Source organism: Shewanella seohaensis (assembly GCF_023283775.1).
Classification (GTDB): domain Bacteria; phylum Pseudomonadota; class Gammaproteobacteria; order Enterobacterales; family Shewanellaceae; genus Shewanella; species Shewanella seohaensis.
Genome location: NZ_JAKILE010000016.1, coordinates 65,163 through 78,190 on the forward strand (window position 1 = coordinate 65,163; position 13,028 = coordinate 78,190).

The 13,028-nt window shown below is 49.6% G+C and carries 13 protein-coding genes; 7 read left to right on the plus strand and 6 right to left on the minus strand.

The genetic code is table 11. The features are described from left to right. Positions 1-54: 54 nt before the first annotated feature. Together L2713_RS17220 and L2713_RS17225 are read left to right on the plus strand one after the other, a co-directional pair. Complete coding sequence (locus L2713_RS17220) at positions 55-717, plus strand: Bax inhibitor-1 family protein (RefSeq protein ID WP_248968713.1); 663 nt, start codon at positions 55-57, stop codon at positions 715-717. A 25-nt stretch (positions 718-742) separates the two neighbouring features. Further along, positions 743-1,039: a putative hemolysin gene (locus L2713_RS17225; RefSeq protein ID WP_011624755.1), complete on the plus strand. Its 297-nt coding sequence runs from the start codon at positions 743-745 to the stop codon at positions 1,037-1,039. 43 nt (positions 1,040-1,082) lie between these two features. Here L2713_RS17225 and rlmF read toward each other — a convergent pair whose 3' ends face one another. Further along, positions 1,083-2,177: a 23S rRNA (adenine(1618)-N(6))-methyltransferase RlmF gene (rlmF, locus tag L2713_RS17230; RefSeq protein ID WP_248968714.1), complete on the minus strand. Its 1,095-nt coding sequence runs from the start codon at positions 2,175-2,177 to the stop codon at positions 1,083-1,085. A gap of 60 nt (positions 2,178-2,237) precedes the next feature. After that, the gene (locus L2713_RS17235) at positions 2,238-2,648 is read right to left on the minus strand and encodes a flagellar basal body-associated protein FliL (RefSeq protein WP_011624753.1); all 411 of its coding nucleotides are present in this window, start codon (positions 2,646-2,648) and stop codon (positions 2,238-2,240) included. 101 nt (positions 2,649-2,749) lie between these two features. On the opposite strand from L2713_RS17235, the gene L2713_RS17240 reads away from it, so the two are divergent. After that, positions 2,750-3,319: a chorismate--pyruvate lyase family protein gene (locus L2713_RS17240; RefSeq protein ID WP_248968716.1), complete on the plus strand. Its 570-nt coding sequence runs from the start codon at positions 2,750-2,752 to the stop codon at positions 3,317-3,319. Between the two features lie 59 nt (positions 3,320-3,378). On the opposite strand, the gene L2713_RS17245 is transcribed toward L2713_RS17240, so the two are convergent. Continuing rightward, complete coding sequence (locus tag L2713_RS17245) at positions 3,379-6,189, minus strand: immune inhibitor A domain-containing protein (protein ID WP_248968717.1); 2,811 nt, start codon at positions 6,187-6,189, stop codon at positions 3,379-3,381. Positions 6,190-6,484: 295 nt separating this feature from the next. Next, the gene (locus tag L2713_RS17250; protein ID WP_089066652.1) at positions 6,485-7,078 is read right to left on the minus strand and encodes a YhgN family NAAT transporter; all 594 of its coding nucleotides are present in this window, start codon (positions 7,076-7,078) and stop codon (positions 6,485-6,487) included. Between the two features lie 293 nt (positions 7,079-7,371). On the opposite strand from L2713_RS17250, the gene L2713_RS17255 reads away from it, so the two are divergent. Both L2713_RS17255 and L2713_RS17260 read left to right on the plus strand, forming a co-directional pair. Next, a complete protein-coding gene (locus tag L2713_RS17255) occupies positions 7,372-9,015 on the plus strand; it encodes a ZIP family metal transporter (RefSeq protein WP_248968718.1) in 1,644 nt (547 codons plus the stop codon). Positions 9,016-9,078: 63 nt separating this feature from the next. Beyond that, positions 9,079-9,879: an NRDE family protein gene (locus L2713_RS17260; protein ID WP_248968719.1), complete on the plus strand. Its 801-nt coding sequence runs from the start codon at positions 9,079-9,081 to the stop codon at positions 9,877-9,879. A 23-nt stretch (positions 9,880-9,902) separates the two neighbouring features. Here L2713_RS17260 and L2713_RS17265 read toward each other — a convergent pair whose 3' ends face one another. Then, positions 9,903-10,352, minus strand: a complete 450-nt coding sequence (locus tag L2713_RS17265; RefSeq protein ID WP_086902886.1) for a YybH family protein — start codon at positions 10,350-10,352, stop codon at positions 9,903-9,905. A 129-nt stretch (positions 10,353-10,481) separates the two neighbouring features. Between L2713_RS17265 and L2713_RS17270 the strand changes: the two genes are divergently transcribed. Together L2713_RS17270 and L2713_RS17275 are read left to right on the plus strand one after the other, a co-directional pair. After that, positions 10,482-11,042 (plus strand): lysophospholipid acyltransferase family protein, encoded by a 561-nt coding sequence (locus L2713_RS17270; RefSeq protein WP_248968720.1) that lies wholly within the window; start codon positions 10,482-10,484, stop codon positions 11,040-11,042. A 25-nt stretch (positions 11,043-11,067) separates the two neighbouring features. Next, a complete protein-coding gene (locus L2713_RS17275) occupies positions 11,068-11,691 on the plus strand; it encodes a LysE family translocator (protein WP_248968721.1) in 624 nt (207 codons plus the stop codon). On the opposite strand, the gene L2713_RS17280 is transcribed toward L2713_RS17275, so the two are convergent. Then, on the minus strand, positions 11,688-12,956 hold the full coding sequence (locus L2713_RS17280) for a mechanosensitive ion channel family protein (protein WP_011620950.1): 1,269 nt from the start codon (positions 12,954-12,956) through the stop codon (positions 11,688-11,690). The two genes, L2713_RS17275 and L2713_RS17280, sit on opposite strands and share 4 nt — an antisense overlap. Between the last annotated feature and the right edge of the window lie 72 nt (positions 12,957-13,028).

A 13,028-nucleotide genomic window follows, 5' to 3' on the forward strand; every position in this document is an offset into this window, starting at 1 on the left:
CAGAGTAACCTTCACCACTTAGCACGCTTTCTACAATTAAGGATATAAAAATCAATGGATTCTGAAAACAGCGTATTCGACCGCCGTACAACCGATGACACTATCATAGGGGCGGGACTTTATAATTTAGTGATTGGCTTAACCCTGCTTTGGGGTTTTGCCGTGAACTATATGATGGTCAGCCATATCGACCCCGAAGCGATTGCCAGCGTTAACCCGTGGATTTTCTTTATCGGTTATTTCGCCTCCTGTTTCTTCGGTATTTATCTGTTCCAACGTTCCACCAATCCCCTCGTCAGCTTTATCGGCTACAACTTTGTGGTCGTGCCCTTCGGTTTGATCATTAATATGGTCGTCAGCCAGTACGACCCCGAGCTGGTGACCGAAGCGATTCGGATAACGGGCCTAGTGACTATCGCCATGATGTGTTTGGGGACGCTGTTTCCGGCCTTCTTCCAAAAAATTGCTGGGGTGCTGACTATGGCACTCTTGCTAGTGATAGTAGTTGAACTGATTGAAATATTTATCTTTAATACCCATCACGGTATTTTAGACTGGATAGTTGTGGTTATTTTCTGCGGCTATATTGGCTACGACTGGGGACGCGCGAATCAGATCCCTAAAACCGTCGATAATGCCGTCGACAGCGCCGCCGCGTTGTACATGGATATCATCAACCTATTTCTGCGCATCCTGCGGATTTTAGGACGTAAATAAGTCACTCAACGACAAGGAAAACAGCATGAAGCTAACATCACCACTGTTAATCGGCCTGATTATGTGCGGCAGCTTAGTCGGCTGCGGCGACAAAACCGAGCCTGCAACCCAAGCGCCAGCCGAAGTAAAAACTGAAGCTAAAGCAGCGACTAAAGTGAAAATCGCCAATCCAGCCGCCGAATATTGCGTCTCACTGGGCGGCACCTCGGAAATCCAAAAGACTGCTGAAGGTGAACAGGGTGTCTGTACTTTGCCAAGCGGTGAAAAAATTGATGAGTGGGCGCTATTCCGCCGTGACCATCCACAGGAAAAAGCCCAGTAATTGAGGCTGACTAAAAACACAGGCGCACTCGGCGCCTGTTGTTTTATGTCCCGCTAACGATCTGATTTCGCCACTGCAAACGTTTAGCCTGCGAATGGAAACTCCATGCGAGCACCCGAGTGACCTTATTGCCCTGCTGCATCTCGATGGTTTTAACGGTATCGACACCTAACTTTTCCAAAGCCTGATAACAGGGCTTTAGATTCTCCTGCTTCGACACTAAGCTGGTAAACCACAAACACTGCTCGGCAAATACTTGGCTCTCGCGGATCATAGTAGCTAAAAATTGCTTTTCTCCCCCTTGGCACCATAACTCTGCCGCCTGACCACCAAAGTTTAAGGTCGCGCTGGTCGCTTTAGGCTGCTCACCCCGATTAAGTTGCAGATTACGCACCTTGCGCAGCGAGCCTTCACTCGCTTCTTTTAACGAGCCATGAAAGGGAGGATTGCACAGGGTTAACTCGAAGCGATCAGAAGCTTGAATAATCCCCTTAAAGACCGCCTTGTCATCCTGCTGCCGCCTTAAGGATAAGTGCCCCTGTAAACTCGGGTTATTGTCGATAATCCGCTGCACATTGGTAAGCGACTGAGGATTAATATCCGAAGCAACAAACTGCCAGTCATACACTTGATGCCCTAGGATGGCATAAACGCCATTCGCCCCAGTGCCTATATCTAAGGCACGGATTGCCGCAGCGCGCTTTACTTTGCCGCCCTCAAATAACAGATCGGCCAAGTAATGCAGATAGTCGACCCGCCCTGGAATTGGCGGGCACAGCGCGCCCTTGGGAATATCCCAAAATGCCAGCCCATAATGATGTTGCAAGAGAGCCGCATTCAGAGTTTTTACCGCTAAGGGATCGGCAAAATCGATAGATAAGTCACCATAGGGCGTGGGCCGAACAAAGACTTTTAGCTTGGGATAACTCGCCATTAGGGCCGGAAAGTCATAACCATTAATGTGCAAATTACGCGGATGTAAGCGCTTCTTCTCGCCATGCTTTACTTTGGGCTTGCTAGCCGTTTTCGGCTTGGCAATTTTGGGCTTGGCTACCGATTTTGGCGTGCTTGGCTTACCCCGTTTACCTGCGGATGACGTCGCTGGTTTTGCGGCAGTTTTAATGGCGGGTTTAGGCATAATGACTTATCAACAAGGGCGGGCTAATCCAAGGATCAGCCCTCAAACATATTGGCGGAATTAATCGTAAAGATAGGAGGTAAACAGTAGGTTGACCACTAAGGGTTTACCCGCCTCTTTGGTCAGCAGATTATTCACCATATCGAAGCACTCACGGCGGATTTCTTCACGGCCAGTGAGGGACTTAATCTTTTCTTCGGCCTGATTACCCAGCACTTCAATAATCGCGGCGCGCAGCAGCGGATCATGGCGCTCGACGATGACGAGATCATCGGGATTTTTTACCATCAGCTCGACACTGATCTTCACAAACCCTAGTTTTTTGCGGTTTGAAATATAGTTAGTCACGATTTCGGGTTCGAAACCGTAGTAAGCGTAATCCCCTGCGGGAGTCGCTTCTTTCTCGTCGGCCGCATATGCACTCAATACAACACTGAATAAGATCAGGCAGGCTGATAATAATTTTTTCATCGCGGTTTACAGCTCCCTAAAAACAATAATGGTCAATGGAAGAAACTTCCCAATCTATCTGGTAGACTGCCGACGTTTGCTTATATTGTAACGAGTATTTAATGAATGTGACCAGCTTAAGCTTTCCCTATGGCGAATCTATTCAATGGTTTTGTGCCGATAACGCCAAAAATCTTCCCTCTTCTCCCCTTAAAGAATGGTTACTGGCACCGGGAAGCCTGACACAAAAGCTCAAGGGCTGTTGTGATAAGTTCGAAGTCAAAATCCTCGGTGAAGGCCAATGTGCCCCGCTCGAAGGCGAATACCCCAAGCAAAACGCCGTTTGGGTGCGAGAAGTGTTACTCTGCCTCGATTCCGTGCCTTGGGTATTTGCTAGAACCTTGATCCCGCAGTCTTTACTATCGACCCGCCAAGCCGATTTTTTAGGCCTAGGTACACGTCCACTGGGAGAATTATTGTTTAGCCAAGACAGTTTTGTGCCTGGTCGCATCGAAATCGCCCGCTTTACCACCAACAGTCGCCTCGCCCAACTCGCCCAAAGCTTAGCGCAAAACGTCGAACACGAACTCTGGGGACGCCGCCGATATTTTCACCATGACGAGGAGGAAATGTTTGTCAGCGAAATGTTCCTCCCAGCCGCAGTACAAGCTATGGCTAGGCTACAACCCTAACTTCTAAGCTAAAACAAAAATGCCTCTAAATCAGAGGCATTTTTCGTTAACACATCCGCTTATTGACGCTGGCGGCGCCACGCAAAACCACCGAGCAATATCAGGCTAAGCCAACTAAGGCTGCCACCACCGCCGCCACTCGACGTTTCAGTTGACGTCGTAGGTACTGTCACGGTAACGCTTGAACTGCTGCTTGCTGTAGCGTTTTGAGTATCTTTGACCGTCAGCGTGACAGTGTAAGTGCCCGCGCGAGTGTAAGTGTGGGTTGGCGATACCGAAGTGCTTGAGGTGCCATCGCCAAAGTTCCATGTATAACTTAGGCTACCAACGCCACCTGCCGAGGTGTTGCTAAAGTTCACCGTGAGCTGGTTGGCACTGGCACTAAAACCAGCGGTTAAGGGCAAGCTCACCACAAGCGTTTTAGTGGCAGTCGCGATTGTGCCTTTGGCATCGGTTACCGTTAAGGTCAGCGTATAGGTTCCTGCATTTGCGTAGGTATAAGTCGCCGACGCTGAAGTGCTGGTCGCTCCCGCAACACCAAAATCCCAAGCATAAGTGTATGCGCCTTCGCCACCCTCAACCACAGCAGCAACAGTAGCAGTTAAGCCACTTTGGTTCAGACTAATTGCCGCGGTTAAGGGCGTTAACGCAGGATCGGCATTCGCATTGGCTAAACGGATCACCGCTGTGCTGTTATCACTGGCTTGAGAGACCACTTGCATCGTCAAGCCCAGCTTTTGCAGCACCATCCCCGACTGAGGTTGGAGCGGCGCACTGTAATCGAAACTATCGTCAAACAGGCTCACAGGCTCAAGATTAGTGTCGCCAAGATATGCCGTTTGTCTTACCGTACTAAAGGCCGCATCACGGATTTGTACATCGGTAGAATTAGTGCCAATCATATTCTGATCCGCATCAATCACCCCAATCAAACTATGGCCTGGATGATCAGACACGTTGTTATCGTAGTAACTAAAATCCTCTAACCACAGGAGTACGCCGGGATCAAAACCTTCATTCTTTAATCCGGCATCGACACCATTGTGACTGCGTAGTTGGATTAAATAGCGGGATGCGGCACCTGGGCGCGTGTTGGTGATCCGGCTGTAACCTGCCAGAGTGGCCTTACCCGCAACCTCGGCATTATCGCTATAAAACTCATTCGCGCCTTGCTTGATACTGATATTGTCGATGGTGATTCCCGACTCGATTGCGGCCTCATCGGTCACATAGGTCAATTCAATCGTCACCGCTTTACCAGCGTAGGCTGATAAATCATATTCCAACCCCACCCAAGCATCACTGCCTACTGCAGTCGAAATACTCGATGATTTACCCGTAATAATATGTCGAGCACTGTTAATCGCGTTGACGGACTTTGTGTAATTGCCCGCAATCGCCACACCGTTCACTTTGACCTGCATATAGTCGTAGTCGGCTTCAATTTCCCAACTCGCCTGCATCGCAAGCGTGAGTTTGTCACTCGTCGCCGGCAAATTTGCCGTAAAGCTCATGCTGTTGCTCAGCATATCCCCTTGGCCCGAATAGTACTGGTAACTCCCTTGATAGGGTGCTTTAAAGGCTATAGGTGCGGCGGGAAGAGGAATCGATATCTGGTTTACTACGTCTTGATTTGACGCCTGATTCAGTGTCACTTCCATACCAGATTTAGGAATACTATCTAAGCTGATTTCACGCTCATTCAGCCATTTACCTTTATATTTTTCCTGTAAATAGGAGCGCGCGTAGGGGCTAAAACCGCTAGGTTTAGTCCCAGGGATGGCACCAGTCCAACTCCCCGAAGACATTAAAGACCAAGCGCCCACGGGAGAACCATCTTTATTGGTGTTATCCGTAGTGTCATATTCATCGGGCAAGCCCAGATCGTGGCCAAACTCATGGGTACAGACCCCAGTCGCCGCATCGATTGGTTGAATGGTGTAACCGAAGAGTTTTTTGGTCGACCCAGGTAGGCTATAACCTTGCGTGGTCTGGTCAACATAGTAACGGTGCGACCAAATCGCGTTGTCCCCTAATTTACCGCCCCCTGTTTCTTCCCCAATACTCGAGTGGAAAATCATCACATGGTCAATAATGCCATCGGGCTCGTTTAGATTGCCGTTATCATTTAAATCGTATGGATCTTCAATATCATAGGTTGCGAGTTCCGCCGCAGACATATTGGCTACCGCTTGGCTCACCGCCTCTTTAACCAGCTCAGTCACATGGGCATCACTACCCGTATCGGCATCATTCGCACCATAGTAATCGGCATTTTGGCTTGCGGTATACCAACCTTTAACATCGCCCGTGAAGAAGAAGGTCTTGCCTGAAACCGCTTGATAATACTGATAAGCCGAGTCTAAATTCTGGTTTTGCGGCCCCGTAAAGCCAGTGGTGGAGAAGAGTAAATTTTTATAGTGAGACGCAGGGTAACTTGAGTAATACATGTCGGTATCACTCGCCGTTAAACCATTGTTGTTATACTTTAAATCAGGAAAATCAATCAGTACGGTTAATACCTTCACCGTTTTGGTCACGTCGGCATCCGCTAACACCCGCTGTGCGGGCGCGCGCATCATCGCCGTCGACTTCACTTTTTGCAGCCTGTCATGCTCGGCTTCAACCACCATTCTCGGCTCTTTGGGCTGGGCTAGGCTGGCACGGGCAATATAGGCTTCAACGGCCGCTTGCTTAACGCTGTCGCTGGCATCTGCGGAGACTTCGCCCCGCTTGATCAACCAATAAAGGATCCTTTCTTTATTAATGACCCCTGCATCCGCTGGCGTATGATTGGGCGCCGCAATACTAGCGCCACTCAGCAAGGCCAACATCAATCCTAACGCTGTGATACTTTTTGAACTTCGCATTACTCTTCCTTCCGTCACAATGTGCGCTGTAGCCAAGCTATTTTCTAAGGCTAGTGCCTATTTGCTCTATGGCAAGTTTGTTTTTAGCGGCTCACTATCTTGAATACCTTCCCCACTTTCGAGGGATGTAAAACCATATCAGGACTACTTTTGCGTAACAACTTGATACATTCAGGGATGAGATTCTTTTTATGTTTTGTCAGCCGTTATTCAGCAAACAGGCCTCATCGCCCCTTAGACATAAAAAAACCGCATTAACGGGCGTCAATGCGGTTCTTGCAAAACAGAGCTAGGTTTAGCTGGCGGTTTTCATATAGTTTGAAACCCCATCGAGGAACATTTGCACCGAGATCATCACCAGTACCATTCCCATCAAGCGCTCAACTGCCGTTAAGCCTTTTTCACCCAGCATACGGGTAAAAAGCTTATAGAACATTAGGATAACCGCACTCGCGCCCCACGCAGACACTAGCGCAATCGTCCAGTCACCCATGCGAGTGCTGTCGGTGTGCGCGAGTAAAATAAGCGCAGCCAAAATCGACGGCCCTGCCATCAACGGAATGGCCATAGGGACAATAAAGGGTTCCTCTCCCGCCGCAAGACCCACCACGCCGCCCGGCTGAGGGAAAATCATTCGAATGGCGATCAGGAATAGAATAATCCCGCCAGCAATACTGACTGACTCTGAACGCAGATTTAAGAAACTGAGGATGGCTTCGCCGGCATACAGGAAGGCCAACATGATCAATAATGCAAAAATCAGCTCACGGATCAAAACCCTACGACGCTTTTTCGGGTCGATATGCCTTAAAATCGACGCGAAAATCGGTAAATTACCGAGGGGATCCATGATCAAAAACAACATTACCGCAGCAGAAAATATATCCATTTAACGTTATCAACACCCAAGCCAACATGAGCCGATATTGTATAACTTTTTCGCGTTACAGATGTGAAAAATTATCTATAAAATTCCTAATGATGGCCCTAAGCCAGCATGCCATTGTCAATTTGCCACCGACAAATACCAAGCGCACTGAGATTACGCCCTCGAGCGTTAAAGGGATTTCTGCGCCTGCAATGAGAGGTAAATGTCACTTTAGTAAATTGCCAGTAAGTCGCTGCTCATTTTGATTACAACTGGTATACTATGGCGTTTTTTCAGCAAAATTCGTGGAATCCATGCTCTATCTTCTCGCTAGCTGTATCGCACTATTAATCGGACCACTGTTTTATCGCTACTTTTCATCGGGCAGCGGCTTACAGAAGGGACTCGATGGCTTTATCTTCGTCTCTTTAGGCGGGCTAGTGCTGATCCATATTTTGCCTGAATTGCTCGAGCATGGTGGCCTATTGGCCATCGTCTTTGTCGTCCTCGGCCTCTGGGGACCGACCGCCAGCGAACGCTTATTCCATCGCTACTCAGAGATCACCCATAATCTCACCCTATCACTCGGGATTGGCGGTCTTTTACTGCATACCATCACAGATGGTGGCGCTATGGTGCTGGCGCAGCAGGATGGCAATTCCAGCCTATTAGCGCTCGGGGTGATATTGCACCGACTACCCGTGGGTCTCGCCATTTGGTGGTTACTCAAACCTCAAGTTGGCACCCGTTGGGCGAGTTTGGTATTAGTCGCCATGATGCTGCTCACTGGCGTGGGTTATTTCGCGGGCGAGCAATTATTATCCCAACTCAGTTTAGATAATACCGTTTATTTACAAGCCTTTGTGACAGGTTCAATCCTGCACGTCGTGCTGCATCAACCCCATGGTCAACACGACACTGATAAGCAAGGCCAGTATGAATATCAGGCCGGTATCGGCAGTTTACTGGGGATTGGATTGTTGATGGTGCTGTTACTGATGGATTCTGGCGGCCATGAACATGCCCACCACGATCACAGCACCGAACAGCTAACCACTTGGTTAATGACCATAGCGCCGGTACTTTTACTCAGCTATGCCGCGGCCGCGCTGCGGTTCCAACTAGGGTTAACTCCGCAGGATAACAGCCTTGCTCGCCGTTGGTTCCAACGCTTAGCGGGCCCAGAGGCACTTGTGCTCACCGCGCTACTGCTTGGCCCTTGGCTGGCACTATTCCAGCTACTCGTGGTGTTTATTATGAGTGCTTATCTGGCCCATGCTCGGGTCGAGATAACCGATCCCCACAGCAAGTTGCCCAACAATGCGCTGCGCTTTGGCTTTGCCCATCTGGTTGATCGCAGTGCCCCTTGGGTGCTCCTCAGCCTAGTGCTAGTCAATCTGATCGGCCATCCTTCGGTACCGTTAAGCAATCCTATGTTGCAGATTGCCGTACTCTTGTTGGTCTTTTTACCTATGCGCTTCTGTAACTTAGGCGCAGCAGTACTGTCGATTGCCCTCGCCTACAGCGGCTGGAGCCCTATTGCCATCATACTGCCTCTGATTGCAGCGCCCGTACTGAACATCGCCCAACTTAAACTCATGAGCTGGCCACAGCGCGGTGTTTTACTGGCGATAATTGCCATCGCCCTCGTTGCCGCTATCAGGTTACCTATGTGGTTCTCTTTAATCACCTTGCCTGAGGCGATTAACTTGGCCGCCTTGCTGGTTCTATCAGGCTTATTTGCCGCGAGCTTACTGCGCCTAGGGCCACGTAAGTTCTTACGCCGCTTGATGATGTTAAAACCGGCTAGCCATGGTCATCATCACGGCCATGACCATGACCATGCACACGCGCATACCTCAGCAGCAGAAACCGCCCATAGTCACAGCCATACACACTCTCATTCACATCAGAGTGGCGGCCACAGCCATAGCGATGCAAATAAGCACCATCACTAGCACTGTTCATTTGCCGATAGACAGGCTAAGTTAATCCTACTCCTAGGATAAATTTAGCCTGTTATGTGCATACTCTTTGTCGCCCTTAAAACACATCCCCAGTATCCACTGATCATTTGCGCCAATCGGGATGAGTTTCACCACAGACCCACAGCACCAGCACAATTTTGGCCACCGGAGCAGAATATGCTCGCGGGCAAAGATTTGCAGGCGGGGGGCACTTGGTTTGGGGTCAATAAACAGGGGCAAATTGCGGGAGTCACTAACCTAAGGGTAGCGCAAAAATCCCAAGAGCCGATGCGCAGCCGCGGCGAGCTGATCATTAAAGCCTTAAGCTCGGGTTCGCTTATCTGCCCTAACTGGCTTGAGGAGCACGCCGAAGATTATCAGCCATTTAATCTCGTGTTTGGCCAAGGTACTAATCTCTATTGTTTTAACAGTCTTAAGCGGAACACGGTAAAACTCACGGCAGGATTCCACGCCATTAGCAATGGCGCGCTTGATGATATCTGGCCGAAAATGGCTAAAGGCCAACGCTCGCTCGAGGCCCTCATCCAACAATCGGGGCCACTTGAGCTAGAGTCGCTCATTCAGTTAATGCAGGATGATTCGCGACCAGAGGATAACGAGCTACCCGACACGGGCGTCGGGCTAGAGTGGGAACGCCGACTAGCAGCAATTTATATTCGTCACCCCGACTACGGCACCCGCTCCACTAGCATTTTACTGCAAAATGCCCAAGGGGAAGTCCAATTTACCGAGGTAAGATATGACGGTAAGGGCCGACGACTGGGACAGCAGGATTTCCACTTTACCCTGCCGTCGCAATTACCTAAAGAGCCGGACTGTCTCGCCCACTTTTAGCTTGCTCGTCCGAGATCAGTGTATCAGTCCGAACTGTGGTCCATAGTGATCACCCAGCGGTCATCAATTTTTTCCACCAGCAGGGTAAACACCCCCGTGGGCGCATCCTTTTGCCGCTTTAAATCCCAACGTCCTACGACCATAGCGGCGTAGTTACTAAGCATTTTGATTTCTTTGATGGTGAACTTCAGCTCACCTAAAGCCTCTTTATTCGGATAGTTTTTCTTGTAGGCGGCAAGGGTTTCATCCCAGCCGTAACGAAACTTTCCATTAGAGACAAATCTAAGCTGTTCGCTCTTCCAATAACCCTGCATGTAAGCGTCAAGATCGCCGCGGTTCCACGCATCTTCCTGACCTTTTAGCATTTGGGCAATGTCATCCGTCGGCACCGCACTCACCTGCCCGACAAACAGCAACATCAGTACCGCGAGGCACTGTAAAATGTGTTTTTTCATCAATCCCTGTCGCAACATAGTATCGCTCCCCAACTATCAGGTTAGACTGTACTATAACCAAATTGGCGCAGACTATCTTGTCAAAGCCGATTTATAATTAAAAAAAGCTGATGATATTATTCATTTTTCGACTCTGAGCACCAAATTATGTTTACACATTTATGCCGCTGGCTACTCAAAATTTCAGGCTGGCAAATCCAAGGGCAGTTACCCTCTCAGGCCAAATACATTGTGATTGTTGCACCACACACCAGTAACTGGGACTTTATCATCGGCGTGCTCGCCCGCGGCGCCTTAAACACCCGTATACACTTCCTCGGTAAGCATCAGTTGTTTATTCCGCCTTGGGGTTGGTTCTTCCGCGCTATCGGTGGCAGCCCTGTGGATAGGCGTAAAAACAATAATTTAGTCGATGCTGCCGTGCAGTTGTTTGCCACTCATCCCGACTATAAACTCGCGCTAGCCCCCGAAGGTACTCGCAGCCCAGTGACCCGCTGGAAATGCGGCTTCTACCATATCGCCTCCAAGGCGCAGGTACCCATAGTGCCTGTGGGCTTAGACTTTGCCCGTAAGGCCGTGGTGATCCAGCCGCCACTGCAACCAAAAGAAATAGAGCAAGATATGGCAGAAATCCTCCGTTTTTACCGCAGTATTAAAGGGCGTCATCCCAAAACGATCCCCGACTATATGCCAGACAACAGACGTTAATGCTTGAGGAATTACGGAGTAAAACATGCAGACCGAGACTTGGTTACTCTATCTTTTTGCGATTGTTTTGATTGGGATTTCCCCCGGGCCTATCGCCATGTTGTCTATGTCCCACGGCATTCATTTCGGTAAAAAACGTAGCATAGCCACAGGGCTTGGCAGTGTCAGCGCCGCGCTGGTGCTGATGGCGGCTTCGGCGGCAGGATTAGGCGCCATTATCAGCGCCTCGGAATACGGCTTTAGCTTGCTCAAATGGTGCGGCGCCGCCTATCTGGTGTTTTTGGGCATTAAACTCGTGCTCACCAAGTCGCAGGAGCAAAAGCTGGAAGTGACGAAAACCGAAGGAAAAGGGACTGCTAAACAACTCTATAAACAGGCATTTTTAGTAGGGATCAGCAATCCTAAGGACTTACTATTTTTTGCGGCGTTATTTCCACAATTTATTGATTTAACCGCCCCACAAATGCCGCAACTGACGATTCTTGCCCTCACTTGGGCGCTGGTCGATTTTAGCTTTGTGATGCTGTACGCCTCTATGGCCAATGTGCTGGCCCCGAGCCTAAAGGCCAGCAACAAACTGCATTGGTTTGACCGTACCAGCGGCGGCGTGTTTCTCACCCTCGCCGCCATCTTAGTCAGTCGGGATTAGCCCTCGACTTTCACCGATTTTAGACTGCGGATATCGTTGCCCGTCGGCGCTTGAAAGGCCTGTAAACCAAACTCGGGTAACACGGCAAAGATATGATCGAAGATATCCGCTTGTATCGCCTCATAAAAAGCCCAACGTGTATCATTGGTAAAGATATAAATCTCAATCGGCAAACCTTCGGTCGTGGGAGCCAGTTGGCGCACCATCAGTGTCATATCTTTGTGCACTTTATCATGGCGTTGCAGGTACTCCTGCAAATAAGCGCGGAAGGTGCCAACGTTGGTCAAATGGCGGCCATTGACCTTCATATCCAGATCCGACACTTTGGCATTCGACTCTTGGATCTCGCTGATTTTGGCGGGGAAATATTCTTTCAAGCAATTGATTTTACTGAGTCGACTACGCTCTTCCTCGGTTAAAAACTTAATGCTGTTGATATCGATATTGACCGCACGCTTGATACGGCGACCTCCCGACTCCGACATACCTCGCCAGTTACGAAACGCATCCGACACTAAGGCATAGGCGGGGATCATAGTGATGGTCTTGTCCCAGTTACGCACTTTGACCGTAGTTAAAGACACTTCCTCCACCGCGCCGTCGGCGCCGTACTTGTCCATCTGGATCCAGTCGCCCTTGCTGACCATACGGTTAGCCGCCAGCTGGATCCCCGCCACGAAGCCTAAAATGGTGTCGCGGAACACTAACATCACAAAACCCGTTGCCACACCTAAACCGCTGAGGAAGTACACGGGTGATTGATCCGCCAGTACGGAAATCGACACGATCAGACCGACAAAGAACAGGAACAGTTTAATCAGCTGCACAAAGCTTTTTACCGGCAAGCGGCGGCTGACCAAATTGACATCGGAAATCTCATTAACCGCATCTAGCCCAGCGTAAATGGCGCGGATCATCAGGATCACCAGCCAAATACTCAATAGACGGTCGACCAAACTGCTGAGTACGGGATGCTCGGTTAAGGTAATAGGCACCAGAAGGTTTAATACGATAGCGGGCACTAACATTGCCAGCTTTTCCAGCACCCGGTAACGCATAAATACGTCATCCCAAGTTGCCTTGGAGCGCAGGATCACCATGTTGACCGCACGGATCACCCCGCGGCGCATAATAAAATAGGCGATGGCCGCCACCAGCACACAGGCAAGCAGCATAATGCTGGTCGATATGCCGTCGGATGGTTGGCTGTCGATCCCGATACTCGATAACCAGTTCGAGATTTGAAGGCGAATTTCTTGATCCACAATCTACTCCTAGAAAAACGGCTGGGTTATCTGCCCAGGTCAGCCATGCCAAGATAAGGGCTCAAGGTTGCG